23 protein-coding genes are annotated in these 25,648 nt (G+C 70.9%); 10 read left to right on the top strand and 13 right to left on the bottom strand.

The features are described from left to right. Nucleotides 1-304: 304 nt before the first annotated feature. Nucleotides 305-1,414 carry an alpha/beta hydrolase gene (locus tag ACH5AF_RS30060; protein ID WP_398905964.1) on the bottom strand — a complete coding sequence of 370 codons (1,110 nt, stop codon included), beginning with the start codon at nt 1,412-1,414 and terminating at the stop codon, nt 305-307. A gap of 187 nt (nt 1,415-1,601) precedes the next feature. Here ACH5AF_RS30060 and ACH5AF_RS30055 point away from each other — a divergent pair, with 187 nt between their 5' ends. From ACH5AF_RS30055 to ACH5AF_RS30030, 6 genes are all read left to right on the top strand, one after another. After that, complete coding sequence (locus ACH5AF_RS30055) at nt 1,602-3,542, top strand: phosphatidylglycerol lysyltransferase domain-containing protein (protein WP_398905963.1); 1,941 nt, start codon at nt 1,602-1,604, stop codon at nt 3,540-3,542. Between the two features lie 143 nt (nt 3,543-3,685). After that, nucleotides 3,686-4,543 carry a dihydropteroate synthase gene (gene folP, locus ACH5AF_RS30050; protein ID WP_398905960.1) on the top strand — a complete coding sequence of 286 codons (858 nt, stop codon included), beginning with the start codon at nt 3,686-3,688 and terminating at the stop codon, nt 4,541-4,543. Beyond that, a complete protein-coding gene (locus ACH5AF_RS30045) occupies nt 4,540-4,986 on the top strand; it encodes a nuclear transport factor 2 family protein (protein WP_398905959.1) in 447 nt (148 codons plus the stop codon). The genes folP and ACH5AF_RS30045 overlap by 4 nt, the downstream gene beginning before the upstream one ends. Before the next feature lie 197 nt (nt 4,987-5,183). Further along, a complete protein-coding gene (gene folB / locus ACH5AF_RS30040; protein ID WP_398905958.1) occupies nt 5,184-5,543 on the top strand; it encodes a dihydroneopterin aldolase in 360 nt (119 codons plus the stop codon). Then, nucleotides 5,540-6,139 carry a 2-amino-4-hydroxy-6-hydroxymethyldihydropteridine diphosphokinase gene (gene folK / locus ACH5AF_RS30035; RefSeq protein ID WP_398905956.1) on the top strand — a complete coding sequence of 200 codons (600 nt, stop codon included), beginning with the start codon at nt 5,540-5,542 and terminating at the stop codon, nt 6,137-6,139. Before folB ends, folK begins: the two co-directional genes overlap by 4 nt. Before the next feature lie 102 nt (nt 6,140-6,241). Next, nucleotides 6,242-6,730: a DUF3180 domain-containing protein gene (locus tag ACH5AF_RS30030; protein WP_398905955.1), complete on the top strand. Its 489-nt coding sequence runs from the start codon at nt 6,242-6,244 to the stop codon at nt 6,728-6,730. A 210-nt stretch (nt 6,731-6,940) separates the two neighbouring features. Here ACH5AF_RS30030 and folE read toward each other — a convergent pair whose 3' ends face one another. From folE to dacB, 6 genes are all read right to left on the bottom strand, one after another. Continuing rightward, the gene (gene folE, locus ACH5AF_RS30025; protein WP_398905953.1) at nt 6,941-7,546 is read right to left on the bottom strand and encodes a GTP cyclohydrolase I FolE; all 606 of its coding nucleotides are present in this window, start codon (nt 7,544-7,546) and stop codon (nt 6,941-6,943) included. 111 nt (nt 7,547-7,657) lie between these two features. After that, nucleotides 7,658-9,691, bottom strand: a complete 2,034-nt coding sequence (gene ftsH / locus ACH5AF_RS30020) for an ATP-dependent zinc metalloprotease FtsH (protein ID WP_398905951.1) — start codon at nt 9,689-9,691, stop codon at nt 7,658-7,660. Between the two features lie 188 nt (nt 9,692-9,879). Further along, entirely contained in the window at nt 9,880-10,419 is a 540-nt protein-coding gene (gene hpt / locus ACH5AF_RS30015) for a hypoxanthine phosphoribosyltransferase (RefSeq protein ID WP_398906051.1), read from the bottom strand. Nucleotides 10,420-10,459: 40 nt separating this feature from the next. Beyond that, entirely contained in the window at nt 10,460-11,503 is a 1,044-nt protein-coding gene (tilS, locus tag ACH5AF_RS30010; protein WP_398905950.1) for a tRNA lysidine(34) synthetase TilS, read from the bottom strand. 210 nt (nt 11,504-11,713) lie between these two features. Further along, nucleotides 11,714-12,868 (bottom strand): zinc-dependent metalloprotease, encoded by a 1,155-nt coding sequence (locus ACH5AF_RS30005; protein ID WP_398905948.1) that lies wholly within the window; start codon nt 12,866-12,868, stop codon nt 11,714-11,716. An 87-nt stretch (nt 12,869-12,955) separates the two neighbouring features. Beyond that, a complete protein-coding gene (gene dacB / locus ACH5AF_RS30000) occupies nt 12,956-14,407 on the bottom strand; it encodes a D-alanyl-D-alanine carboxypeptidase/D-alanyl-D-alanine-endopeptidase (RefSeq protein ID WP_398905946.1) in 1,452 nt (483 codons plus the stop codon). A 52-nt stretch (nt 14,408-14,459) separates the two neighbouring features. Here dacB and ACH5AF_RS29995 point away from each other — a divergent pair, with 52 nt between their 5' ends. Further along, on the top strand, nt 14,460-14,954 hold the full coding sequence (locus tag ACH5AF_RS29995; RefSeq protein WP_017949744.1) for an inorganic diphosphatase: 495 nt from the start codon (nt 14,460-14,462) through the stop codon (nt 14,952-14,954). 136 nt (nt 14,955-15,090) lie between these two features. Next, entirely contained in the window at nt 15,091-16,758 is a 1,668-nt protein-coding gene (locus ACH5AF_RS29990; RefSeq protein WP_398905944.1) for a threonine/serine exporter ThrE family protein, read from the top strand. Between the two features lie 128 nt (nt 16,759-16,886). Here the strand turns inward: ACH5AF_RS29990 and ACH5AF_RS29985 are convergent, their stop codons facing one another. Both ACH5AF_RS29985 and ACH5AF_RS29980 read right to left on the bottom strand, forming a co-directional pair. Then, nucleotides 16,887-17,576 (bottom strand): DedA family protein, encoded by a 690-nt coding sequence (locus ACH5AF_RS29985; RefSeq protein WP_398905942.1) that lies wholly within the window; start codon nt 17,574-17,576, stop codon nt 16,887-16,889. A gap of 966 nt (nt 17,577-18,542) precedes the next feature. Beyond that, a complete protein-coding gene (locus ACH5AF_RS29980) occupies nt 18,543-19,301 on the bottom strand; it encodes a MerR family transcriptional regulator (RefSeq protein ID WP_398905940.1) in 759 nt (252 codons plus the stop codon). An 85-nt stretch (nt 19,302-19,386) separates the two neighbouring features. On the opposite strand from ACH5AF_RS29980, the gene ACH5AF_RS29975 reads away from it, so the two are divergent. Next, the gene (locus ACH5AF_RS29975) at nt 19,387-20,805 is read left to right on the top strand and encodes a glutamate decarboxylase (RefSeq protein ID WP_398905939.1); all 1,419 of its coding nucleotides are present in this window, start codon (nt 19,387-19,389) and stop codon (nt 20,803-20,805) included. Between the two features lie 26 nt (nt 20,806-20,831). Here ACH5AF_RS29975 and ACH5AF_RS29970 read toward each other — a convergent pair whose 3' ends face one another. The 4 genes from ACH5AF_RS29970 to ACH5AF_RS29955 all read right to left on the bottom strand — a co-directional run bounded on the left by ACH5AF_RS29970 (nt 20,832) and on the right by ACH5AF_RS29955 (nt 24,795). Then, nucleotides 20,832-21,473: a PadR family transcriptional regulator gene (locus tag ACH5AF_RS29970; RefSeq protein WP_398905937.1), complete on the bottom strand. Its 642-nt coding sequence runs from the start codon at nt 21,471-21,473 to the stop codon at nt 20,832-20,834. Between the two features lie 49 nt (nt 21,474-21,522). Continuing rightward, on the bottom strand, nt 21,523-22,068 hold the full coding sequence (locus tag ACH5AF_RS29965) for a DinB family protein (protein ID WP_398905935.1): 546 nt from the start codon (nt 22,066-22,068) through the stop codon (nt 21,523-21,525). 275 nt (nt 22,069-22,343) lie between these two features. Then, on the bottom strand, nt 22,344-23,801 hold the full coding sequence (locus tag ACH5AF_RS29960) for an aldehyde dehydrogenase family protein (protein WP_398905933.1): 1,458 nt from the start codon (nt 23,799-23,801) through the stop codon (nt 22,344-22,346). 91 nt (nt 23,802-23,892) lie between these two features. Continuing rightward, on the bottom strand, nt 23,893-24,795 hold the full coding sequence (locus ACH5AF_RS29955) for a helix-turn-helix domain-containing protein (protein WP_398905931.1): 903 nt from the start codon (nt 24,793-24,795) through the stop codon (nt 23,893-23,895). 353 nt (nt 24,796-25,148) lie between these two features. Here ACH5AF_RS29955 and ACH5AF_RS29950 point away from each other — a divergent pair, with 353 nt between their 5' ends. Continuing rightward, nucleotides 25,149-25,613: an ATP-binding protein gene (locus ACH5AF_RS29950; protein ID WP_398905929.1), complete on the top strand. Its 465-nt coding sequence runs from the start codon at nt 25,149-25,151 to the stop codon at nt 25,611-25,613. The last annotated feature ends 35 nt before the right edge of the window (nt 25,614-25,648 follow it).

Raw genomic sequence — 25,648 nt, 5'->3', positions numbered from 1 at the left:
CCGCGCCGCCGAAGCCGCGCCCAGCTGGACACGACGACCCGCGGCCCCGTGGGCGATCCCCCGTCGGACCACGACCACGCCCCGCCGCCCCGCCGGCGATCCCCGCCGGACAACCACCTCGCCTGCGGCGAGAAGCCCGCCCCCGGCGGCGCCCCCGCGCCCCGGCTGGACACGACGGCCCGCTCCCACGCGAGGCATTGCGTCGCCCTCGCCGACTCGCCGCCCCCAGCCGATGTCCCGCGTCCAGCCGGCGCCTCCTCGCCGGCTGGACGCCACGCCCACGCGAGGAGCCCCGGCGGCCGCGTCACGTCGCGCTGAGGCGGCTGCCCAGCCACTCCAGGGCCGGCGGGATCTCCCGGCGCCAGGTGTTGAAGTTGTGCCCGCCGCTGTCGAGCATGATCGACGACACCCGCGCGGGCGCCTTCACCTTCTCGACGAAGGCGAGAGTCCCCTTCAGGTTGCCCTCGCCCTGCCGGGACGTCGTGACCAGGAACGACGACCTGCCCTGCGGCAGATGGTCCAGGCTCCACAGCAGATCCGCCCGCTGCCGGGCCCGCTGGTCGCCGTGGAAGAGGTCGCCCGTCGTCGGGTCCTCCGCGGCCTTGTAGTACGCGGAGAGACCGGCCCCCGCCGCGAACTGCCCCGGATGGTGCAGCGCGATCTTCAAGGCGCAGTAACCGCCTGTGGAGTTGCCGATGAACCCCCAGTTCCGCGGCGCCGTGCCGACCCGGTACGTCTCCGAGACGGCCTTCGGCAGGTCCTTCGCGAAGAACGTCTCGGCCTTGGGCCCGCCCGGCACGTCCACGCACTCGGTGTCCCTCGGCGGCGCGACGGTCGGCCGCAGCATCACCAGGACCATCGGCTGCATCCGCCCCTCCCCGGCCAGCTTGTGCGCCGTGGACGGGTACTTGAGGCCCTTGAGCAGGTTCTCCGCCGTGCCCGGGTAACCGGTGAGCACGACGGCCGCCGGGAAGGTGCGGTGCCGGTGCTCCTCCTGGAAGTACTCCGGCGGCAGGTACACGTACGCGGGGCTGTTGATCCCCGATGTCGCCCCGGCCACGACGACCTTGTGGATCTGCCCGCCGGTCACCGCCCGCGCGCCGCCTGGCACATCCGGCCTGCGCTTCTCGACGACCTTGATGCTGCTGCCCGCCGAGTGGTCCTGAACGACACCGGTCTCCTGTTCCTGTCCGAAGAGGTCGGCCCAGGAGCCGTAGAACAGGAAGGAGTTGTTGGCGGCGAGGGCGACGGCGACGAACAGCGCGAGCTGCGTGGCGAGCAGCAGTCCGATCCGCCCGGCCACCGGCCGCGGCCCGCCGCGGGCCAGCCGGGGCCACAGCAACACGGTGGCGGTGAACAGCAGGACCGCTGCCGCTACGGCCAAGGCCAGGACTTTGTTGCTGGTCAGACCCATGGGTTCAGGCGCTTTCTGCTTCGGTCCGGCGTCGGTGATCCGCACCCGGCAGGGGCCGGCTGGCCGAGAATTTCCCGGTGGCGGATGAACCCGCCTCCGGTGAGCGCCGTCCTAGAGAGCGCACATCGTCCGGGGCCGACCGACCTGAGGCCCGGACGCAGGATCTCTCGCGGAGTCACGGGAAGCGATGTCTGCAACGGTAGATGGTGACAAATCAGCATTGGTTCCGAATCGGGTGGCCAATGGGGAGACGAGTCGCGTGACGAACCGCCCGGCGAACCAGGTGAGGAACCAGGGCACCAGTCGCGCGATCATCCGCGTACGTCGCGTCCTGCGCGGTCCCCGCCCCGAGGCGGTGCCCGCGCTCGTCGGATCGGCCTGCACCCTCGTCGGCCTCATCGACATCGCGGCCGGCGTCTTCCCCCGGTTCCGGCACAGCCGGATGCACACCCTCGCCGAGGTGCTGCCCGGCGCCCTCGGCCCGTTCGCCGCCGCGCTCTCGCTCAGCACCGGAGTCCTGCTGCTCCTGCTCGCACACGGGATCAAGCGCCACAAGCGGCGCGCCTGGCGGGCCGCGGTGGTCCTGCTGCCCGCGGGGGCCGTGGCCCAGTTCGTCTACCGCCACTCCGTCGTCGGAGTCGTCGTCTCGCTCGGCCTGCTGGCACTGCTGCTGCGGCATCGCGGCGAGTTCGCCGCCCTGCCGGACCCCCGCAGCCGCTGGCGCGCACTCGCCAACTTCATTGTACTGAGCGCCGGTTCACTCGGCCTCGGACTGGTGATCGTCAGCGCCCACCCGGGCAGAATCGTCGGCAATCCCGGGCTCACCGACCGTCTCGAGCACGTGATGTACGGACTGGTCGGCTTCGAGGGCCCCGTCGACTGGACCGGCAACGTCCCGTGGACCGTGGGCTACTCGCTCGGCGCACTCGGCCTGCTGACCGCCGTCACCACGATCTACCTCGCCTTCCGGCCCGAGCACCCCGCCGCCCGCCTCACCGCCGACGACGAGCGCCGGCTGCGTGCCCTGCTCGCGGCGCACGGCCGCCGCGACTCGCTCGGCCACTTCGCGCTCCGCCGCGACAAGGGCGTCGTGTTCTCGCCCAGCGGCAAGGCCGCCGTCTGCTATCGCGTCGTCTCCGGCGTGATGCTCGCCAGCGGCGACCCGATCGGCGACGTCGAGGCCTGGCCCGGCGCCATCGAGCGCTTCATGGACGAGGCCAAGGCCCACTCCTGGACCCCGGCCGTCATGGGCTGCTCGGAGACCGGCGGCGAGGTCTGGACGCGCGAGACCGGACTCGACGCCCTGGAACTCGGGGACGAGGCGGTGGTGGACGTCGCGGATTTCTCCCTGACCGGGCGCGCGATGCGGAACGTACGTCAGATGGTCAAGCGCATCGAGCGCAATGGCTACGAGACACGCGTACGGCGCGCCCGTGACCTCACCGCCGACGAGCTGGAACGGATCCGGCGGGCCGCGGCCGACTGGCGCGGCACCGACACCGAACGCGGCTTCTCGATGGCCCTCGGCCGGATCGGCGACCCCGCCGACGGCGACGCCGTCATCGCCACCGCGCACAAGGCCGACGAGCACGCCCTGGGCGGCGAGGGGAACCACGGCGGCTACGGCGACCTGAAGGCGGTCATCCACTTCGTGCCCTGGGGGTGCGACGGGATGTCCCTGGAGTTGATGCGCCGCGACCGCTCCGCCGACCCCGGCATGAACGAACTGCTGATCGTCGCGGCCCTCCAGGCCGCTCCCGCCCTCGGCGTCGAGCGGGTCTCCCTCAACTTCGCGATGTTCCGTTCGGCACTCGCCAGGGGCGAGAAGATCGGCGCGGGCCCGGTGCTGCGGCTGTGGCGGGGACTTCTGGTGTTCCTCTCCCGCTGGTTCCAGATCGAGTCGCTGTACAAGTTCAACGCCAAGTTCCGGCCGCGCTGGGAGCCGCGCTTCGTCGTCTTCCGCAACACCCGTGACCTGCCCCGCATCGGCTTCGCCGCCATGCAGGCGGAAGGGTTTGTGAACCTCTCGCTGCCCCGCCCGTTCGCCCGCCTCCGCACGGCGTCCGCCCCGCGCCCTTGCGCCCACTTCCCCCGCCCCGCCGAACAGCACGAGGCACAGGCGGCCTGACACCCGCCGCCCGCCCACGGACACCGCCGTCCGGCCACGGACACCGCCGTCCGGCCACGGAAGCCCGTGGACACCGCCGCCCGGCCACCGATGAGCCCCGCCGCCCCGGTCCGGCCGGGAACCGCAGGCCCTAGGCTGACCACATGAGTACGTTGCGAGGACGGGGAACGGCCAGCGGCCTGCCGGAGTGGGATCGCTGTGCGGTCATGGGTGTCGTCAATGTGACGCCCGACTCCTTCTCCGACGGAGGTCAGTGGTTCGACACCACGGCCGCGATCAAGCGCGGCCTGGATCTGGTCGCCCAGGGCGCCGACCTCGTCGACGTCGGTGGCGAGTCCACGAGACCAGGAGCGACCCGGGTCGACGAGGCCGAGGAGCTGCGCCGGGTCGTCCCGGTCGTCCGCGGACTCGCCGCCGAGGGCGTGGTCGTCTCCGTCGACACCATGCGCGCATCGGTCGCCGAGCAGGCGGTCGCCGCCGGGGCCGGCCTGGTCAACGACGTCAGCGGCGGCCTCGCCGACCCCCGTATGGTCCCGGTCGTCGCGGCGACGGGCACCCCGTTCGTGGTGATGCACTGGCGGGGCTTCAGCGAGGACATGAACAACCGCGCCGTCTACCGCGACGTGGTGGCGGAGGTCGTGTCGGAGCTGCGTGAGCGCATGGAGGCCGTCGTCGCGGGCGGCATCGCACCCGAGCGCATCGTGATCGATCCGGGCCTCGGCTTCGCCAAGACGGCCGAGCACGATCTCGCGCTCGTCGCCCATCTCGAGGAGCTGCGCACGCTCGGCCGTCCGGTCCTGGTCGCCGCCTCCCGGAAGCGGTTCCTCGGCCGGGTGCTCGCCAAGGAGGGCGCCGCACCACCGGCCAGGGAACGCGACGCGGCCACCGCCGCCGTCTCGGCCATCGCCGCCCACGAGGGTGCGTGGGCCGTGCGCGTCCACGAGGTGCGGGCCACGGCCGACGCCGTGCGCGTCGCCCGCGCCGTCGAGGGCGCCCGGTGACCTCCACCGACACCGAGCTGGTCGAGAAGGCCAACACCGCCTTCTACGAGGCGATGGAACGGGGCGACTTCGAGCTGCTGTCCGCGCTCTGGCTGAACGACGACATCTCCTGCGTCCACCCCGGCTGGCCCGTGCTCTCCGGCCGCGGCGAGGTCCTGCGCTCGTACGCGCTGATCATGGCGAACACGGAGTACATCCAGTTCTTCCTCACCGATGTGAAGGTGAACGTGGCCGGTGACACGGCGCTCGTCACCTGCACCGAGAACATCCTCAGCGGCGGCCCCGCCGAGGCGGCGGGCGAGCTCGGTCCGCTCGTCGGCCAGCTGGTAGTCGCCACGAATGTGTTCCGCCGCACATCCGACGGTTGGAAGATCTGGTCACATCACGGTTCCCCCGTACTGACGGAAACCGAGGACGAAGAGGACGAGGACAGCCCCTCGTAAGTGGGTAAGCGCCCTCAAGAAGGTTCGTGGCTGCCTCCCCCGGGTATACGCGGCTACCCCAGCTCCGCGCCGTTTCCCCCGGACCCCCGTGGGCACGTCGTGTCGGTGCTCGCAGGTAGATTCGATGGCGGGTACCGCGCCACCCGCACGTGGCCGGGTGCCCGCATCCGCCAGTAAAGAAAGCAGGAGTGATTCGCGTGGATCGTGTCGCGCTGCGCGGCCTCAAGGCCCGCGGGCACCATGGCGTCTTCCCCCGGGAGCGGGAGGAGGGCCAGACCTTCATCATCGACCTGGTGCTCGGCCTGGACACCCGCCCGGCGGCGGCGTCCGACGACCTGGCGAAGACCGTGCACTACGGCGTGGTGGCGGAAGAGGTCGTCGCGATCGTCGAAGGCGACCCTGTCGACCTGATCGAGACGCTGGCCGAGCGCATCGCCCAGCAGTGCCTCAAGCACGACGGCGTGGAGGAGGTCGAGGTGGTGGTGCACAAGCCGGACGCCCCGATCACGGTGCCCTTCGACGACGTGACCATCACGATCACCCGGAGCCGAGTATGAACCAGGCCGCGAGCGACCCGACCGTGCAGCCGGTGCCCACCTCCGTGGTGGCGCAGGTGGACGCTGCCGACATCACGCTGTCCAATCCCAAACAGGCGGTGATCTCGCTCGGCTCCAACCTGGGCAACCGACTGGAGACCCTGCAGGGCGCGATCGACGCCCTCGAGGACACGCCGGGCCTGCGGGTCAAGGCGGTCTCCCCGGTGTACGAGACGGAGCCGTGGGGCGTCGAGCCCGGCAGCCAGCCGTCCTACTTCAACGCGGTGGTCCTGGTGAAGACGACACTGCCGCCGTCCTCGCTGCTGGAGCGCGGCCAGGCCATCGAGGAGGCGTTCGACCGTGTCCGCGCGGAGCGCTGGGGCCCGCGCACGATCGACGTCGACATCGTGGCGTACGCGGACGTCGTCTCCGACGACCCGGTCCTCACCCTCCCCCACCCGCGCGCCCACGAGCGTGCCTTCGTCCTCGCCCCCTGGCACGACGTCCAGCCCGAGGCTCAGCTCCCGGGTGTGGGCCCCGTCGCCGAGCTGCTCGCCGGCGTCGGCGCCGGCGGCGTCCGGCCCCGCACCGACCTGGAACTACGGCTGCCCGAATAGTCGTTAGGCTCCGTACGGGGCGTTCCGCACGAGGGCGTCCCGCGCACGACGACGCGTACGGGGTGCCCGTACGACACGACAGCTGAAGGGCGGCTCCCAGCGGTGAAGCAACTACGGCTCGGTGTGCTGGCCGGACTCTTCGCCGCGGCCGGAGTCCTGTCCTGGGGCGGCGCGCGCCTGTGGGACTCGCTGGGCTCGCTGCCGAGCGTTCCGCTGGCCGCGCCCATCGTCCTCGCGGCGATCGCCGCGATCCTCGCCGCCACCGCGCTGTCGCTGCGGGCCCGGCTGAAGGCGCAGCGCGAGCGCCGCCCGGGCGCCAAGGGCGTCGAGCCGCTGATGGCGGCGCGCGCCGTCGTCTTCGGCCAGGCGAGCGCGCTGGTCGCGGCACTGGTGAGCGGCATGTACGGCGGCACGGGCGTGTTCCTGCTCGGCTCGCTCGACGTCCCCGCCCGCCGGGACCAGGCGATCTACGCCGGGTTCTCGGTCGTCGCGGGCATCGCCGTGATCGCGGCCGCGATGTTCCTGGAGCGCGTCTGCAAGCTCCCCGAGGACGGGGACGACAACAACGACCACGCGGCCCGCGCGGTCTGAGAATCACACCGCCCGGGCCCGGCTCACAGCAGCATGCCGGGCGCGACCTCACCTGTCGCCGGGATCGGCGATCCGGCGAGGGCCTTTCGTGGGGATCCGGCCGGATCAGTGAATGGCCGCCCCCACGCCGCAGGGGCTACGGGGGTCACCGCAGGCCGTGGGGAAGCATGGCTGGGCACCCGAAGCCCGGCGCGATCCGAACGAGAGGCCCTAGCGCGCCAGGATCAGGCTCATCGCCTCGGCACGCGTCGTGGAGTCGCGCAGCTGACCCCGTACAGCCGAGGTCGTCGTCTTGGCCCCGGGCTTGCGGATGCCCCGGACGGACATGCACATGTGCTCGGCCTCGATCACGACGATCGCGCCCCGGGCTTCGAGAATCCGCATGAGGGAATCGGCGATCTGAGTGGTGAGCCGCTCCTGCACCTGGGGCCGGCGGGCGTAGACGTCGACCAGCCGGGCCAGCTTCGACAGTCCGGTGATCTTTCCGGTCTCCGCAGGGATGTACCCCACATGTGCCACGCCGTGGAAGGGCAGCAAGTGGTGCTCGCAGAAGCTGACCAGCTCGATGTCCTTGACCAGGATCATCTCGTCGTGGCCCAGGTCGAAGGTGGTGGTCAGGACCTCCTCCGGTTCCTGTCGCATGCCGGACAGGAGCTCCTTGTACGCCCGCGCCACCCGCGCCGGCGTCTCGCGCAGGCCCTCGCGGTCCGGGTCCTCGCCCACCGCCAGCAGCAGCTCGCGTACCGCGCTCTCCGCCCGCTTCTCGTCGAACTCGGCGATCGAACGCTCGCCGTCCAGCGTCACCGGGTCGGTCATCTGTGCCTCGTTCCTGTTGCTCGGGCCGCGGGCATACGGAAATGCCGCGTCCCCCAGGCTAAAACCTGGGGGACGCGGCGTTCATTCCGGGGCGGGCGCCGAAGGCCGAGGTCAGGCCTCGGGGCGCTCCTCGGGGACCGCCTCGACGGTCTCGCTCGGAGCCGCCTTGGTGACGTCTGCCACCGTCGGCGCGCTGCCGTTCGCACCGTTGGTCAGTGCGAGCTCCTTGGGGGAGAGCACCGGCGGACGGGTGGAGGGCGTACGGCGGGAGGAACCGGTCCACGCCGGGCGGGCCGGGCGCTTCACGATCGGGGCGAAGATCTCCGCGATCTCCTCCTTGCCGAGGGTCTCCTTCTCCAGCAGCTTCAGGACCAGGTTGTCGAGGACGTCGCGGTTCTCGACAAGGATCTCCCAGGCCTCGTTGTGCGCGGTCTCGATGAGCTTCTTGACCTCTTCGTCGACGAGCGCCGCGACCTCTTCCGAGTAGTCGCGCTGGTGCGCCATCTCGCGACCCAGGAAGGGCTCGGAGTTGTCGCCGCCGAACTTGATCGCGCCGAGCCGCTCGGTCATGCCGTACTGCGTGACCATCGCGCGGGCCGTGGCCGTCGCCTTCTCGATGTCGTTCGCCGCGCCGGTGGTCGGGTCGTGGAAGACGAGCTCCTCGGCAGCGCGGCCGCCCAGCATGTAGGCCAGCTGGTCGAGCATCTCGTTGCGCGTGGTGGAGTACTTGTCCTCGTCCGGGAGCACCATCGTGTAACCGAGGGCCCGGCCGCGGGACAGGATCGTGATCTTGTGGACCGGGTCGGAGTTCGGTGAGGCCGCCGCGACGAGGGCGTGTCCGCCCTCGTGGTACGCGGTGATCTTCTTCTCCTTGTCGGACATGATCCGGGTCCGCTTCTGCGGGCCCGCCACGACGCGGTCGATCGCCTCGTCCAGGGAGTGGTTGTCGATCAGCTTCTTGTCGCTGCGGGCGGTCAGGAGCGCCGCCTCGTTCAGGACATTGGAGAGATCGGCACCGGTGAAGCCGGGCGTACGCCGGGCGACCGCGCCCAGGTCGACGTCCGGGGCGACCGGCTTGCCCTTCTGGTGGACCTTGAGGATCTCCAGACGGCCCTGCATGTCCGGGCGGTCGACGGCGATCTGCCGGTCGAAGCGGCCGGGGCGCAGCAGCGCCGGGTCGAGGATGTCGGGCCGGTTGGTTGCGGCGATCAGGATGACGCCGCCCTTCACGTCGAAGCCGTCCATCTCGACGAGCAGCTGGTTCAGTGTCTGCTCGCGCTCGTCGTGGCCACCGCCGAGACCCGCACCACGGTGCCGGCCGACGGCGTCGATCTCGTCCACGAAGACGATCGCCGGGGCGTTCGCCTTGGCCTGCTCGAACAGGTCGCGGACACGGGAGGCACCGACACCGACGAACATCTCGACGAAGTCGGAACCGGAGATCGAGTAGAAGGGGACACCCGCCTCGCCCGCGACGGCGCGCGCGAGCAGCGTCTTGCCGGTGCCGGGCGGGCCGTAGAGCAGCACACCCTTGGGGATCTTGGCGCCGACGGCCTGGAACTTGGCGGGCTCCTGGAGGAACTCCTTGATCTCGTGGAGCTCCTCGACCGCCTCGTCGGACCCGGCCACGTCGGCGAAGGTCGTCTTGGGGGTGTCCTTGGTGATGAGCTTGGCCTTGGACTTCCCGAAGTTCATGACTCGGGAGCCGCCGCCCTGCATCTGGTTCATCAGGAAGAGGAAGACCACGACGATCAGGACGAAGGGCAGGAGCGAGAGCAGGACCGAGACGAACGGGCTCTGCTTCGACGGCGAGACCGTGTAGCCCTTCTCGATCTCACCGGCCTCGAACTTCTCCTGCAGCTTGTCGGCCAGGTCGGCGCCCTGGGTGCCGATGTAGCTGGCCTGCACCTTGGTGCCGCCGTCGACCTTCAGGCCCTTGTTGAGCTCGATCTTGATGATCTGCTCGTCGCCAGTGGTCAGCTTTGCCTGTTTGACCTGGTTCTTGTCGATCGCCTGGACGACCTTGCCGGTGTCCACCGTCTTGTAGCCGCCGGACGAGCCGACGACCTGCATCAGCACGACCACGGCGAGGACGGCCAGCACGATCCACATGACCGGCCCACGGAAGTATCGCTTCACGTCCATCCATACGGAGCGAATCCGCTCCGTCCCTCCTGCCCGTAGGTTAATGCTGCTGTGGGACTTGCTATGAGATTGCTATGGGAAAAGACAACTGTTCTTCGGACGGTACCTCAGCATGGCCACCGGGGACCGCCTTCCCTTGCTCCAACGGCGGAAAGGCGGTCTGGGTTCCCCCTGGGTGTGCCGGTGCCTCAGCCCCCGTAGACGTGCGGCGCGAGCGTGCCGACGAAGGGGAGGTTGCGGTACTTCTCCGCGTAGTCAAGGCCGTATCCGACGACGAACTCGTTCGGGATGTCGAAGCCGATCCACTTCACGTCGATCGCGACCTTCGCGGCGTCCGGCTTCCTCAGCAGCGTGCAGACCTCCAGGGAGGCCGGCTCGCGCGAACCGAGGTTGGTCAGCAGCCACGACAAGGTCAGGCCCGAGTCGATGATGTCCTCGACGATCAGGACGTGCTTGCCCTTGATGTCGGTGTCCAGGTCCTTGAGGATCCGGACGACGCCGGACGACTGCGTGCCCGCGCCGTACGACGACACGGCCATCCAGTCCATCGTGACGGGGGTGGCGAGCGCACGCGCCAGGTCCGCCATCACCATCACGGCGCCCTTGAGGACACCGACGATGAGCAGGTCCTTGCCCGCGTACTCCGCGTCGATCTTCGCGGCAAGCTCTTCGAGCTTGGCGTCGATCTCTTCCTTGGTGATGAGCACCGACTGAAGGTCGTTGCCCATGTCCTTCTCGTTCACCCGCGTCGCTTTCTGTCTCGGCGGTTCAGCCTTGCCGAATGACCAGTCTGCCACCCTGCCGACGCGCCTGAACCCGGCCGGGCAGATTGATGGCCCGCTGGCCGCGCCAGCCGGTGATCAGCCGGTCGACCTCTTCGACGTGCCGGGCGAACACGGATCCGGCGGGTGCGCCGGCCTCGATGACGGCCCGGCGCAGCACTCGGCGCCGTACGGCGGGGGGCAGGGCGAACAGCTTGGTGCACTCCAGGCCGCCGGTCTCGTCCCGGACGCGGGCGGCCGCGTCGGCGGCCCAGCTGTCGAGGGCGTCGGCGTCGTCGCGGGAGAGCTGGGCGGTACGGGCGAGAGCCTCGACGACTCCCTTGCCGAGCGCCTTCTCCAGGGCCGGCAGGCCCTCGTGGCGCAGCCGGGAGCGGGTGTAGGCGGGGTCCTCGTTGTGCGGGTCGTCCCATACGGGCAGCGACTGGACCATGCACGCCTTGCGGGCCGTCTGGCGGTCGATCTGGAGGAAGGGGCGGCGGTAGCGGCCGGCCGCCCCCGAGACGGCGGCCATACCGGACAGGGAGCGGATGCCGGAGCCGCGGGCGAGACCGAGCAAAACGGTTTCGGCCTGGTCGTCGCGGGTGTGACCGAGCAGCACGGCCGCAGCACCGAGACGCTGCGCGGCCTCGTCGAGCGCGGCGTAGCGGGCGTCGCGGGCGGCGGCCTCGGGCCCTCCCTCACGGCCGACCCGCACGCTGACGGCCTCGACGGGGTCGAGGTCCAGGGCGGTGAGGCGGGCGGCCACTTCGGCGGCGCGCTGCGCGGAACCGTCCTGAAGGCCGTGGTCGACAGTGATGCCGCCGGCGCGGACGGAGAGTTTGGGGGCCTCGAAGGCGAGGGCGGAGGCCAGCGCCATGGAGTCGGCGCCGCCCGAGCAGGCGACGAGGACGAGCGGGCGCTCGCGCGTGGCGCGGGTGGCGGCACGCGCGGTGCCGGTGCGCTCGTCGATTTCGGCGTGCTGGGTGATGACTTCGTGGAGTACGCGGCGGACCGCCAGGCGTATCGCCGCGACCGCAGGATGGGGACCCATGTCCGGTGCCCTTCGTGAAGTTCGGGAGGGGGTGTCTCGGTCGGGTGGGAACGAGAGCGACCGGAGATCAGTCACTCAGAGTGCGTCGATGGTGACAGAACCGAGCCAATAGCCGAGCATTGCACGCCTTGCCACCGTCCACGGTCCCTCGGATGGGTGATGGAAGGGGCGCTCTTCCGCCGTCGCGGGCCTGTCGTTCACGACTCTCCTCTACGGTGCACCCTCCGCCTTGCGGTGCACCCGCGCGACCCAGTCCGCCGGTTTGGCGATCTCCGCCTTGGTCGGGAGCGTGTTGGGGGACGTCCAGACCCGGTTGAAGCCGTCCATGCCCACCTGCTCCACGACGGACCGCACGAAGCGCTCGCCGTCGCGGTACTGCCGCAGCTTGGCGTCCAGGCCGAGCAGCTTGCGCAGGGCGAGGTCGAGGCGGCTCGCCCCGCGGGCCCTGCGCTGCTGGAACTTCTCGCGGATCTCGGCGACGGAGGGCACCACGTCGGGTCCGACACCGTCCATCACGTAGTCCGCGTGGCCCTCCAGCAGGGACATGACGGCGGTCAGCCGGCCGAGGATCTCGCGCTGGGCGGGCGTCTGGACCAGTTCGACGATGGAGTGGCCGCCCTCGTCCTCCTCGCCCTCGGGGTGGGCCCCGACGAGGGACTGCGCGGCCTCCCGGAACCGCTCGAGAACGGTCATGGGGTCGACCTCGGTCTCCCCGAGAAATGACTGGATCTCACCCTCGAGATGATCACGCAGCCACGGCACCCCGGTGAACTGGGTGCGGTGGGTCTCCTCGTGGAGACAGACCCACAGCCGGAAGTCGTGCGGGTCGACCTCGAGTTCGCGCTCGACGTGGACGATGTTGGGGGCGACCAGGAGGAGCCTGCCGCTGCCGTTGCCGTCGGGATCGGCCGGGTCGCCGGCCGGCAGGTCGCGGGTGGCGGGGGCAAAGGTCTCGTACTGCCCGAGGACCCGCGAGGCCAGGAACGACAGCAGCATCCCGAGCTCCACGCCGGTCACCTTGCCGCCGACCGCGCCGAGCACGGCGCCGCCGGGGGTGCCGGAGCGGCGTTCCTGCATCTTGTCCAGCAGGGGGCGCAGCAGTTCGCGGAAGCCCGCGACGTTCGCCTTGATCCAGCCCGCCCGGTCCACGACGAGGACCGGAGTGTCCTGTGGCCGGGAGCCGGGCGGGATCAGCCGGGTGAAGCCGCGCACGTGTTCCTCGGACGCCTTGGCGTGCCGGCGCAGCTCGGCGACGACGGCTCGCGCCTCGTCCCGGCTGACGTCGGGACCGGGCCGCACGAAGCGGGTCGCGGTCGCCACGGCGAGGTTCCAGTCGACCATCTCGGCACCACCGATGCTCGTCATGCGTCAACCGTACGTTCTCCACCGCGCGGGCGTAGCGGTGTCGGCGGGCGGGACCGGCCGTGCGCGCGGGCGCCGGAGCCCGTCCGTTCATTCGGCGAGCGCCGCCGCCAGGCGGTCGAGCGCGGGCTGTGCCGCGCCCGGCGAGGGGGTGCCGCCGGCGAGGAAGGCGAAGCCCAGAAGTCGGCCGCCCGGGGCAACGACGGTGCCGGCGAGCGCGTTCACGCCCGTGAGCGTGCCGGTCTTGGCGCGTACGAGGCCCGAGCCCGCCGAGGAGGGCTCGTAGCGGCTTTCCAGGGTGCCGGTGAAGCCGGCCACGGGCAGGCCAGTGAGGACGGGGCGCAGCTCGGGGTGGGCCGGGTCCGCGGAACGGGCGAGCAGGGTGGTCAGGAGGGCGGCGGAGACCTTGTCCTGCCTGCTGAGGCCGCTGCCGTCGGCGATCCGGACTCCGGTCAGCGGCACCTGAAGCCGGCGCAGCTGCGCGGTCACGGCCTGACCGGCACCGGCGAAGTCGGCCTCGGCGCCGGTGGCCACGGCGGTCTGGCGGGCGAGCGACTCGGCGATGTCGTTGTCGCTGCTGGTCAGCATCCGCTCGACGACCGCCGACAGGGGTGCGGAGAAGACCTGGGCGAGCGGGACGGCGCGGGCTGCCGCCCGGCCGGGGCGGGGGGTGTCGGTGACGCGTATGCCCCGTCCCTCGAGCATCGTCGCGAAGACGCGGGCGGCCTCGCCCGCCGGGTCGGCGGTGCGGACCGCGTCGCCGGTGCTCTCGGGGTCGTTCCGTCCCTGGTCGACCATGAGGGCGCTGACCGGGGCGATGTTGTCGTTGGGGCCGATGGGGTGCAGCAGGGGCCCGGTGTAGAGAGAGGTGTCGTGGGTGAGGCGTATGGAATCGGCGCGGCGGTCGCGCAGTACACGGACCGTGCGCTCGGCGAGCCGGGCCAGGCCGGCCCGGTCGAGGGTGGCGTCGCCGCCGCCCACGAGGATGATCTCCTTCGCCTCGGCGGTCGCGACGACCGTGGTGGGTATGCGGTGCTCGGGTCCGAGGGCGGTCAGGGCCGCGGCCGCCGTGGCTATCTTCACGCTGGAGGCGGGGGTCATCGGCGTCGTCGCCCCCTTCCCGTACAGCCGCTCCCCCGTGACGAGGTCGACGACGCACGCGGTGGGCGCCGGGCCGAGGCCGGGGTCCGCCAGCAGCGGTCCGAGGGTCTCGGCGAGGTCGGCCGGTGCGGTCGCGGGGGCCTTCACGGACGTGGTCCGCGGGCCGCCGACAGCGGCGAGCACGGCGGGGGCGCTGGGCGCGGGGGCCGGGCGCCTGGGCGCCGGGCGCTCGTGATGTACGCCACCCAAGGGGCCGTGGGCCACCGCCCACTGCCTCTCGGCCTTACGCTGGCCCGAGTCCCAGGGGCCCGCCGCGGCCACGACCCCGGCGGCGAGGGCGAGGCCGACAACGGCGGCACCCACTGTGAGCTGCCACGTCCTGACCTTCGGCACCACCCCGCACCGCCCCCTTTCGCGATCATGCAGATGCGTGAGGGACACTTAATCACCGTCAATCACGTCTTGCTATGTCTTGATCATGGAGGAGCCACCCGTGGAGTTCGACGTCACCATCGAGATCCCGAAGGGTTCGCGGAACAAGTACGAGGTGGACCACGAGACCGGTCGGATCCGCCTGGACCGTCGACTCTTCACCTCGACCAGCTACCCGGCGGACTACGGCTTCGTCGAGAACACCCTCGGCGAGGACGGCGACCCGCTGGACGCGCTGGTCATTCTTGACGAGCCGACCTTCCCGGGCTGTCTGATCAAGTGCCGCGCCATCGGCATGTTCCGGATGACGGACGAGGCGGGCGGCGACGACAAGCTGCTGTGCGTGCCGGCGTCCGACCCGCGGGTGGAGCACCTGCGCGACATCCACCACGTGTCCGAGTTCGACCGCCTGGAGATCCAGCACTTCTTCGAGGTCTACAAGGACCTGGAGCCCGGCAAGTCCGTCGAGGGCGCCAACTGGGTCGGCCGCGCCGAGGCCGAGGCGGAGATCGAGGCCTCCTTCAAGCGCCTGGAGGCGCAGGGCGGCGCGCACTGACGCCGCTTGACACACCCTGACGCGGGCGGGACACCCTGGGTGTCCCGCCCGCGTCGCGTAGCACCCCATACCCGCGCCCATACTGGGCAGAAGGGCCGGACACAGGGCCAGGGAGTGGGAGCGAGGACAGCGACTTATGGCGGAGCCCGAGGGTCCGGAAGACCGGAAGCCTCAGTCCGACGAGGCGCACAGCGCCTTCGCTCCGCCCGCGGGCGTGGAGCAGCCGGAAGCGCCCGAAGAGGACCACCCGAGTTCGGAGTTCGCCGTTCCCGAGGGGCTGGTGCCCGAGCCGCCGCCGGAGCCGGAGGGGTCGGCGTTCGCCCCGCCGAGCACGTACAGCGCCAGGAACTCCCCGCCCGCCTTCACCCCCGCGCACGGTGTCCCCGTCGTACGGGTCACCAAGGACGCTCCCTGGCAGGACCGGATGCGGGCCATGCTGCGCATGCCCGTGGGCGAGCGCCCGGTGCCGGAGACCGCGCACCGGCAGGACGAGGCCGGCCCCGCCGTGCCCCGCGTGCTCGACCTGACGCTGCGTATCGGCGAGCTGCTGCTCGCGGGCGGCGAGGGCGCCGAGGACGTCGAGGCGGCGATGTTCGCCATCTCGCGCTCGTACGGTCTGGACCGCTGCGAGCCGACCGTCACCTTCACGCTGCTGTCGATCACCTACCAGCCGTCCCTCGTCGACGACCCGGTGACGGCCAACCGCACCGTCCGGCGGCGGGGCACCGACTACACCCGGCTCGCCGCGGTCTACCGGCTGGTCCACGACATCAGCGTCGATGAGTCGGACGTGACGCTGGAGGAGGCCTACCGGCGCCTCGCGGAGATCCGCCGGAACAGGCACCCCTACCCGGGCTGGGCGCTCACTCTGGCCGGCGGCCTGCTGGCCGGCGCGGCGTCGGTACTGGTGGGCGGTGATGCCGTGGTGTTCCTCGCGGCCGCGGTCAGCGCGATGCTCGGCGACCGGCTGGCCTGGCTGGCGGCGGGGCGCGGGCTCCCGGAGTTCTACCAGTTCGTGGCGGCCGCGATGCCGCCGGCCGCGGTGGGCGTGGCGCTGACGCTGTCCCCGCTGGAGGTACGGGCGTCGGCGGTGATCACCGGTGGCCTGTTCGCGCTGATCCCCGGGCGGGCGCTCGTCGCCGGGGTGCAGGACGGTCTCACCGGCTTCTACATCACGGCCGCCGCGCGTCTGCTGGAGGTCGGCTACCTGGTGGTCGGCATCGTCGTCGGCGTGCTGAGTGTGCTGTACCTCGGCTTCGCGCTGGATGCCGGGCTCCAGCCCGAGACGGCCATCCACACCGTGGAGCGGCCGGTGGTGCAGACGCTGGCCGCGATGGCGCTGTCCCTGTGCTTCGCCGTACTGCTCCAGCAGGAACGCGGCACGGTGTGGCTGGTGACCCTCAACGGCGGCGTCGCCTGGGTCGTCTACGCGGCGCTGGCCGACACCGCCGACGCCTCGCCGGTCGCGGCGACGGCCGCCGCCGCGGGGCTCGTGGGCCTGTTCGGCCAGATGCTCTCCCGCTACCGGTTCGCGTCCGCCCTGCCGTATGTGACGGCCGCGATCGGGCCGCTGCTGCCGGGCAGCGCCACGTACTTCGGACTGCTCTCGATCGCCAGGGGCGACCTGAACACGGGTCTCACCTCGCTCAGCAAGGCGGCGGCGCTGGCGCTGGCCATCGCGATCGGGGTGAACCTGGGCGCCGAGATCACCCGGCTGTTCCTGCGGGTGCCGGGAGCCGTGGGTGTGCCCGGCGCGGAGACGCCCGGGGGGCGCCGCGCGGCCAAGCGGACGCGCGGCTTCTGACGACCGGGTCCGCGCGTACGCGGTGGTACGCCGCGCGGGGACGTCGCGCTGGGACGCCGCGTACAACCGCGTGCAACAAGGAAGGGGCTGTCCGGCCTGGCAGCCGGACAGCCCCTTCCCGCGCCGGGTCAGCGCCTGGCGTGGCGGCCGCGCGAGCCCGGCGGCACCTCGGTGTCGGGGGCGGCGGCCGCCTCCTTCTTGTTCTTGGAGCGGGCGCGCAGGAACTCGATGGCGATCGGCACCACCGAGATCAGGACGATCAGGATCAGGATCGCCTCGATGTTCTTGTGGACGAACTCGACCTTGCCGAGTGCGGCGCCGAGCAGCGTGACGCCCGCGCCCCACAGCACACCGCCGATGATGTTGAAGGTGACGAACGAGCGGTAGTTCATCCGGCTCACACCGGCGATGATCGGCGTGAACGTACGCACGATGGGCACGAAGCGGGCCAGGACCAGCGACTTGGGGCCGTACTTCTCGAAGAAGTCGTGGGCCTTCTCCACGTTCTCCTGCTTGAAGAGCCTGGAGTCCGGACGCTTGAAGAGAGCTGGGCCGACCTTGCGGCCGAAGAGGTAGCCGACCTGGTCGCCGATGACGGCGGCGAGCACGATCAGCGTGCAGACCAGCCACAGCGGCATATCGATCTTGCCCGCGGTCACCAGCAGGCCCGTGGTGAACAGCAGCGAGTCGCCCGGCAGGAAGAAGCCGATCAGCAGGCCGGACTCGGCGAAGACGATGACGAGCACACCGATCAGCCCGAAGGTGGTGATCAGGTAGTCCGGGTCGAGCCAGCTCGGTCCGAGCGCAAGGGTGTTCACGAGGTCCGGGCTCCTGAGTCGGTAGTCGGGCGATGCGCCGGTACGCGGCGGCGTGCGAGGTCGGCCCAAAGCTATCAACGGACCGGCCCGCCGCCGCGTTCCACCGGCCTGCTCAGGATGCACTGTGCCCGAGCCGGGACAAAGCCCGGCCGGAGACGCTTGGCCGACGGCCCACGCCGCGGAGTCGCCCGGGTGGCGGTCGGGCGGCCGGGCCGGCTTCCCGGGCGGCCTGTGGCTGTTTCCGGCCGGGCGGTGGCCGTTCCGGGCGGCGCCGGGAGCCGGCTGTCGGCCGTGTGTCGGTCGGCGTCACTGTGTCGGCCCGCAGGAGGGCCGACGGCCCGCCGTCAGGCCGCCGTAGGTCGGCGGGTCCGGTGTGGGCCCGCCAGGTGTCAGGCACCAGGCTGCCCCACACCCGCCGGGTGGGCGGCGGCCCGATACCAGCTCCGCCTGGCGGACGGCGGCCCGATATCAGCTCCGCCGGGTGGCGGCGGGCCCGGTATCGGCCCCGCCGCCATGGGAACGGCGCGCCACGGCGGCCTGGCTGTCAGGCGTGTGGGTAGGCCGGCGGCAGGCAGCTCGGGCGAGCGGGGCCGCGTTGGCCCGGCTCGCTCGGGGCGCCGGCGGGCAGCCGGCTGTCGGCCCTTGTGGCGGTCGACATCCCGGTGTCGGCCCACAACACGGCCGACTGCCCGTCGTCAGGCCGCCATGACTCGGCGGTCCGGCAGTCGGGACCGCCAGGGGTCAGTCTCCGGGCCCACACCCGCTGTCGCCCCCGCGGGGGCGACCCACGTGACCCGACGGGAGACCCCCGCCGGGCGGCGACCCGCCCGGCGGGGTCCCCTGTCGCGGGCAGGTCCGGTGAAGGGCGCGGCGCGTCCGTGGGGCTCGGGTGTCCGCCCGGCAGAGGAGCGCCTCAGGACCGCAGCCGAACCGCCGGGCGGACACCCGCGGACACCCACCCCGCCCTCAGGCCCGACGGGCCGCGTTCGCGAGGATCGCCTGGCGTTCGTACACGGCCAGACCCGGCTTCGCCTTGTCGATGTTGTGGGTGAAGCGCTCGTCCGCGACGTACATCTCGCCGAGGCACGTGTGGATCTCGTACGTGCACTCGTAGTGGTTGCGGGAGATCCACCGGCGGTGCTCCTCCGCGACGTCCATAGCCTCCCCGGAGTCCGCCGCCGCGCCCGCCTCCATCAGCGCGACGAACCGCCGCGTGATCTCGTCGGACTCGCGCTGGATCCGCAGCCAGTCCTCCTTGGTGTACGAGGCACTGCGCCGCCGCGACTCCGCGTACGCGTCCGTGCCGCCCCAGCGCTCCTCGACCTCTTCCTGGTACTGATCGGGGTCGAAGTCGCCGAAGACCTCGAACTTCTCCTCGGGCGTGAGATCGATGCCCATCTTCCTCGCCTCCATGGCTCGCTCCACGGCGGCGGCCATCTCCCTGAGCCTGGTGATCCGGGCGGTCAGCAGCTCGTGCTGCCGCCGCAGGTGGGCCTGCGGATCCGCATTCGGGTCGTCAAGAAGTGCCGCCACCTCGTCGAGCGGGAAGCCGAGCTCTCGGTAGAACAGGATCTGCTGCAGCCGGTCGAGGTCGGCGTCGTCGTACCGCCGGTGGCCCGCGTGGCTGCGCCCGCCCGGGCTGAGCAGCCCGATCTCGTCGTAGTGGTGCAGGGTGCGCACCGTGACGCCGGCGAAACGGGCGACCTCTCCCACGGAGTGGCTCATGCTTTCCGCTCCTTCCTTTCCGTGACGCGTCCCAGGCTGCTGCCTCACGTTGCGTGAGGTGCAAGCCCGGGTGAGCCTGAGTCCCATGGCACTTCATCAGGGCGCGACCGGTGACGGTGGAGCGGAGCGGCGCAGGCTGTCGCTCAACCCGTTCTTCGGCGAGGCGGACCCCGTCGGCGGCATGACGTCGGCACCGCCCACGCACCGCCTCCCGGACGGCCCGCTGCCGCCCTCCACCGCGTACCAGCTCGTGCACGACGAGCTGATGCTCGATGGGAACGCCCGGCTCAATCTGGCCACCTTCGTCACCACCTGGATGGAGCCCCAGGCAGGGATCCTGATGGGAGAGTGCCGGGACAAGAACATGATCGACAAGGACGAGTACCCGCGCACCGCGGAGCTGGAGCGCCGCTGCGTGGCCATGCTCGCGGACCTGTGGCACGCACCGGACCCGGCCGCGGCCGTGGGGTGCTCGACGACCGGGTCGAGCGAGGCGTGCATGCTCGCGGGGATGGCGCTCAAGCGGCGCTGGGGGAAGCGGAACGCGGACCGCTATCCCGCGAGCGCCCGACCCAATCTGGTGATGGGCGTCAATGTCCAGGTGTGCTGGGAGAAGTTCTGCACGTTCTGGGAGGTGGAAGCGCGCCTGGTGCCGATGGAGGGCGACCGGTTCCACCTCGACCCGCAGGCCGCGGCGGAGCTGTGCGACGAGAACACCATCGGCGTCGTCGCCGTCCTGGGCTCGACCTTCGACGGCTCCTACGAGCCGGTGGCCGAGGTGTGTGCCGCACTGGACGCGCTCCAGGAACGCACGGGTCTCGACATCCCCGTCCATGTCGACGGCGCGTCCGGTGCGATGGTGGCGCCGTTCCTCGACGAGGACCTGGTCTGGGACTTCCGGCTGCCGCGGGTGTCGTCGGTCAACACGTCCGGGCACAAGTACGGGCTGGTCTACCCGGGGGTCGGCTGGGCGCTGTGGCGCTCGCAGGCCGAGCTGCCCGAGGAGCTGGTCTTCCGGGTCAACTACCTGGGCGGGGACATGCCGACCTTCGCGCTGAACTTCTCCCGGCCGGGGGCCCAGGTGGTGGCGCAGTACTACACGTTCCTGCGGCTGGGGCGGGAGGGCTACCGGGCCGTGCAGCAGGCGGCGCGGGACGTCGCGCGGGGGCTCGCGGGGCAGATCGGGGCGCTGGGCGACTTCCGGCTCCTCACCCAGGGCGAGGAGTTGCCCGTGTTCGCGTTCACGACGGCGCCGGACGTCACGCGCTTCGACGTGTTCGACGTCTCGCGGCGGCTGCGTGAGCGGGGCTGGTTGGTGCCCGCGTACACCTTCCCCGCCAACCGGGAGGACCTGTCGGTGCTGCGGGTGGTGTGCCGCAACGGCTTCTCGGCGGACCTGGCGGCGCTGCTGCTGGACGACCTGCGCATGCTGCTGCCGGAGCTGCGGGACCAGCCGCAGCCGCTGAGCAGGGACACAGCGGCGGCGACGGCCTTCCACCACTGACGGCTGTCGATCGTCCCCCGTGACGGTTACCGGTCGTCCCCCGCATGGGGTTCACCGGTGGCGTACGGGTTCTCCTCGCCCTCGCCGAGGACGCCGACGAACGGGGCGCCCTCCCCCGCGAACGTGTACGCGCCGGACTCGATCCGCTCGATCAGCCCCCGCGTCCACTCGGCGCCGGAGTCGGCCTGCGTCACCCACAGGTTCATGATCTCGCCGATGTGGCCGAGCGACTGGGGCCCCTCCTCGGGGGTGTAGTAGTCCGTGACCGACGACCGCCACTCCTCGATGCCCCGCACCCGCTGCCGGAGCAGCTCCACCGCCTCGGCGCGCGGCAGGTCCACGATGAAGCCGAGGGCCGCGGAGAGCACGTCCGGCTTCTGGTCGTAGGCGGTCAAGGACTCGCGAAGGAGGGCGAAGTACTCCTGCGTGCCCTGGTCGGTGATCTCGTACTCGGTGCGCGGCGGGCCGCCCGCCGTCGACGGCGCGGTCTCGTGGGCGTGCAGCAGTTGCTGCTTCGCCATCTGCTTGAGCGCGTGGTAGACCGAGCCGGGCTTGGCGTTCGACCACTCGTGCGCGCCCCAATATTCCAGGTCGTTGCGGACCTGGTAGCCGTGTGCCCGCCCGTGCTGGCGCACGGCGCCCAGGACCAGAAGCCGGATCGCGGACATCCGCGTACCTCCCTACTCAACTTTGACTAGGGTACGCGGGTGGAGCGCTTCAGGCGCCGCCGCCCTGTTCCAGGGCCACCAGGTCGAAGGCACCCTTCCCGTCCAGGGACTCGCGGATGATGTCGGCGTGGCCGGCGTGCCGGGCGGTCTCACGGATCAGGTGCAGCAGCATCCAGCGCAGGGAGACCCTGCCGTCCTTGGGGAACCAGGGCGCGGGCGGCAGCGGGAAGGTGTCGTCCAGGCTGGGCACCGAGCGGATGAACTCCTCCGTCTCCTTCGCCACCGCGGCCCAGAACTCCAGCATGCCGGGGACCGTCTCGTCACCGGCCAGGCGGAAGCCCTCCGCCCAGGTGTCCCGGGTGCGCTGCTTCGGATTGGGCTGCTGCTGCGCCAGCCGGAGCCATTGCAGCTCCACCTCGGCGACGTGCTTGACCAGACCGGACAGCGACAGCTCGCTGACGGTCGGCCGGGAAGCGGCCTGCTCCTCGGTCAGTCCGAGCACCGCGCGGCGGATTCCGCCCCGCTGCTCCTCCACGAAGGAGAGCAGCGCGCCTCGCTCGTCGCCGGGGGCTTCCGCGGGAACGTGAGTGACCATGAGTCGCCTCCTGGGCTTCAGCTGATGGGGAATCACTTCCCCGCTTTGTGGTAGCTTCGTCACGCCCCGCAAGGGGCCGGTTCGGGCTGGACCGCAACCCTTCGGTTGGAAGCCCCCTTAGACGGGGAGCGGAGTCACGATGTCCGCCTTCCGGGATCGGATCATCACCGGGGAGACGAGATCTCCCCTGCAACACCTGCCACACTACGGGCCCTTGCGGACAACTTCTGTCCACAAGGGCCCGAGTGCGTGACGCAGGTGCCGTCACGGCAGCGTCAGAACGGGAACTGCGAGCGGCCGTGCTGCACCGAGATCCACTTCTGGGTCGTGAACGCGTCCAGCATCGAGTCGCCGTTCAGCCGCCCGACGCCCGAGTGCTTCTCGCCGCCGAAGGGCACGATCGGCTCGTCGTGCACCGTGCCGTCGTTGATGTGGATCATTCCCGTGTCGACCCGCTTCGCCAGCCGCACGCCCCGCTCGATGTCGCCTGTGTGCACAGCCCCGCTCAGGCCGTACGGGGTGTCGTTGGCGATCCGTACCGCCTCGTCCTCGCCGTCGAAGGGGATGATCAGGGCGACCGGGCCGAAGATCTCCTGGGTGAGGACGGGCGAGTCGTCCGGCAGGTCGGTGAGGACCGACGGCGCGACCAGGTTGCCGTCCGCCGTACCGTGCAGCAGCGCGGTCGCGCCCGCCCCGACCGTCTGCTCGACGAGCGAGGTGACCGCGTCCGCCTGCGAGGAGTTGATCAGCGGGCCGATGTGGGTCGACGGGTCGGCCGGGTCGCCAACCTTCAGCGTCTTCACCTTGGCGACGAACTTCTCGGTGAACTCCTTCTCCACCGAGCGGTCGACCAGGATGCGGTTGGCCGCCATGCAGACCTGGCCCTGGTGCACGTAGCGGCTGAAGACCGCGGCGTCGACCGCGTAGTCGATGTCGGCGTCGTCGAGGACGATCAGCGCGCTGTTGCCACCCAGTTCGAGGATGACGTGCTTGAAGTTGGCGGCGCAGACCGTGGCGACATGACGGCCCACCTTGTCGGAGCCGGTGAAGGAGATGGCCTTGGGGACGGGGTGCTCCAGCAGCGCGTCACCGATCTCTGCGATGTCGGTGATCACCACGTTCAGCAGGCCGGCGGGCAGGCCCGCGTCCTCGAAGACCTTGGCGACCAGGGAGCCGCCGCAGATCGGTGTGTTCTGGTGCGGCTTGAGGACCACGGCGTTGCCGAGGGCTAGCGCCGGGGCGACCGACTTGAGCGAGAGCAGGAACGGGAAGTTGAACGGGCTGATGACACCGACGACGCCGATCGGGAGGCGGTAGACCCTGTTCTCCTTGCCGTCGACCGGGGAGGGCAGGATGCGGCCCTCGGGGCGCAGCGCGATCTGGATCGCCTCGCGCAGAAACTCCTTGGCGAGGTGGAGCTCGAATCCGGCCTTCAGGTGCGTACCGCCGAGCTCCGCGATGATCGCCTCGGTGATCTCCTGCTCGCGGTCCTCGATGATCCGCAGGGCGCGCTCGAAGACCAGTCGGCGGGCGTACGGGTTGGTCTCGGCCCAGGCTCCCTGGGCGCGCTCGGCGGCGCGGTACGCCTGGTCGACCTCGGCAGCGGTGGCCACCGTGACGGACGCCAGCTTCTCGCCGTCGAACGGGTTGAAGTCGATGATGTCCCAGGAGCCGCTGCCCGGCCTCCATTCGCCGTCTATGTACTGAAGTGCCAGTTCATCGAAGAAGGACATGTGATCGCTCCAGAGGCATACGCGGCGATGGCCGACGGAAGCACAGAAGTCAGATGTGCCGAGTCTGATGTGACGTCATCGTACGGGTGTTTCAGATGAGTTGGAGGAGACCTCGAAGAAGGTCACGGGTCTCGGCAGCATCCGGACTGTCCTCCTCCAGCCGCCGCATCACCCGCTCGTACTGGGCCACTTCCTCGCGCTTGTCCAGGTAGAGGGCGCTGGTCAGCTGCTCCAGGTAGACGATGTCGGAGAGGTCCGACTCGGGGAAGCGCAGCATCGTGAACGCCCCGCTCTCGCCGGCGTGACCGCCGAAGCTGAACGGCATGACCTGGAGCGTGATGTTCGGCTGCTCAGCCACCTCGATCAGATGCCTCAGCTGCGCCTGCATCACCGACCGGTCGCCGTACGGCCGGCGAAGCGCCGCCTCGTCGAGGACCACGTGCAGCTGCGGGGCGTGCTCGGAGACGAGGGCCTTCTGCCGCTCCAGGCGCAGGGCGACGCGGCGGTCGATCTCCGCCGCGGGGGCGTTGGGCATGCCGCGGGTGACGACGGCGTGGGCGTACGACTCCGTCTGCAGCAGTCCGTGCACGAACTGCACCTCGTAGATACGGATGAGGGAGGCGGCGCCTTCCAGTCCGACGTACGTCTGGAACCAGCCGGGCAGCACATCGCCGAAGCTGTGCCACCAGCCGGCGACGTTCGCCTCCTTGGCCAGGCCGAGGAGGGACCGGCGCTCGGCCTCGTCGGCGACCCCGTAGAGGGTGAGCAGGTCCTCGACGTCCCGCGCCTTGAAGCTCACCCTGCCCAACTCCATGCGGCTGATCTTGGATTCGGACGCGCGGATGGAATATCCGGCCGCCTCCCGGGTGATGCCGCGCGACTCCCTGAGCCTCCTGAGCTGTGATCCCAACAGGATGCGGCGCACCACCGAGCCTCCGCCCGGACCGTCACCACCGGGGAAACCCCATGACCCTGCCGCCTCGCCTGCCGCCACGACCAACCCTCCCCATCTCTGCACCGCTTCGCGGAAGTCGATCCTCCACGAGGGGTCCCCCCGAACCCAAGAGCCGGATTCTGCCACCAAAACGCTTCAGCGTGTACTCGTCCGGTTACGGAAACGAGAAGACCGCAACGGCGGGCCGCACGAGCTGCGTAAGAGATTCCCGGAAGAAATGAGCAAGAACCGGCACGAGGCGGGACAGGTCCGGCGCGTGCACGTGCATCTGCCCTTGCATCTGCCCTGCGCATTGGGAACCATGGAACTCGCGCACCTGCGTGCTCGTTCGTGTTGTAGCGTCACAGCCGCGATTCCCGGGAGTGCCTCGCATGGGGACGAATGGATCGACCATGCTCGAGCCGTTAAGGCAGGGCCTTCCGCCGATCGATCCCTCGGCCGTCTCCAGCTCCGTCTCCTGCTCTTTGCCCGCCCGCTACGAAGCGGTGCGCGGCGCACGCCAGTTCACGCGGTCGACGCTCGGCCAGTGGGAGCTGAACCACCGCTTCGACGATGTCGCCCTGGTCGTCTCCGAACTCGTCACCAACGCCCTGCGGCACGCGCTGCCCTCCGATGCGGCGCCGTGCGGGGAGCCGCCGGTGCGGCTGCACCTGATGCGCTGGACGAGCCGGCTGGTGTGCGCGGTGCGCGACCCCAGCCATGACGGGCCCACGGCACGGGAGTCCGACGAGGACTTCTCGGCGGAGTCCGGGCGCGGGCTGTTTCTCGTCGATTCCTTCAGCGACGGCTGGGGCTGGCATCCGCTCGCCGGATCGCTGCGCGGCAAGGTCGTCTGGGCGCTGTTCCGCCTGGGCTGACCTCATGAGGGCGGGCCGGATCGGGGGCCGGCCCG

It is taken from the genome of Streptomyces sp. NPDC018833 (genome assembly GCF_044390825.1).
Lineage (GTDB): Bacteria > Actinomycetota > Actinomycetes > Streptomycetales > Streptomycetaceae > Streptomyces.
The sequence above is the reverse complement of the archived record's forward strand: the minus strand, read 5'-3'. Positions and strand labels throughout refer to the sequence as shown.

What these genes read in the sequence shown, in the direction of transcription:
- ACH5AF_RS30060 (WP_398905964.1), bottom strand. Translation starts at nt 1,414, where the DNA reads ATGGGTCTGACCAGCAACAAAGTCCTGGCCTTGGCCGTAGCGGCAGCG.
- ACH5AF_RS30055 (WP_398905963.1), top strand. Translation starts at nt 1,602, where the DNA reads ATGTCTGCAACGGTAGATGGTGACAAATCAGCATTGGTTCCGAATCGG.
- folP (WP_398905960.1), top strand. Translation starts at nt 3,686, where the DNA reads ATGAGTACGTTGCGAGGACGGGGAACGGCCAGCGGCCTGCCGGAGTGG.
- folK (WP_398905956.1), top strand. Translation starts at nt 5,540, where the DNA reads ATGAACCAGGCCGCGAGCGACCCGACCGTGCAGCCGGTGCCCACCTCC.
- folE (WP_398905953.1), bottom strand. Translation starts at nt 7,546, where the DNA reads ATGACCGACCCGGTGACGCTGGACGGCGAGCGTTCGATCGCCGAGTTC.
- ftsH (WP_398905951.1), bottom strand. Translation starts at nt 9,691, where the DNA reads ATGGACGTGAAGCGATACTTCCGTGGGCCGGTCATGTGGATCGTGCTG.
- hpt (WP_398906051.1), bottom strand. Translation starts at nt 10,419, where the DNA reads ATGGGCAACGACCTTCAGTCGGTGCTCATCACCAAGGAAGAGATCGAC.
- tilS (WP_398905950.1), bottom strand. Translation starts at nt 11,503, where the DNA reads ATGGGTCCCCATCCTGCGGTCGCGGCGATACGCCTGGCGGTCCGCCGC.
- ACH5AF_RS30005 (WP_398905948.1), bottom strand. Translation starts at nt 12,868, where the DNA reads ATGACGAGCATCGGTGGTGCCGAGATGGTCGACTGGAACCTCGCCGTG.
- ACH5AF_RS29990 (WP_398905944.1), top strand. Translation starts at nt 15,091, where the DNA reads ATGGCGGAGCCCGAGGGTCCGGAAGACCGGAAGCCTCAGTCCGACGAG.
- ACH5AF_RS29980 (WP_398905940.1), bottom strand. Translation starts at nt 19,301, where the DNA reads ATGAGCCACTCCGTGGGAGAGGTCGCCCGTTTCGCCGGCGTCACGGTG.
- ACH5AF_RS29975 (WP_398905939.1), top strand. Translation starts at nt 19,387, where the DNA reads ATGGCACTTCATCAGGGCGCGACCGGTGACGGTGGAGCGGAGCGGCGC.
- ACH5AF_RS29970 (WP_398905937.1), bottom strand. Translation starts at nt 21,473, where the DNA reads ATGTCCGCGATCCGGCTTCTGGTCCTGGGCGCCGTGCGCCAGCACGGG.
- ACH5AF_RS29965 (WP_398905935.1), bottom strand. Translation starts at nt 22,068, where the DNA reads ATGGTCACTCACGTTCCCGCGGAAGCCCCCGGCGACGAGCGAGGCGCG.
- ACH5AF_RS29960 (WP_398905933.1), bottom strand. Translation starts at nt 23,801, where the DNA reads ATGTCCTTCTTCGATGAACTGGCACTTCAGTACATAGACGGCGAATGG.
- ACH5AF_RS29950 (WP_398905929.1), top strand. Translation starts at nt 25,149, where the DNA reads ATGCTCGAGCCGTTAAGGCAGGGCCTTCCGCCGATCGATCCCTCGGCC.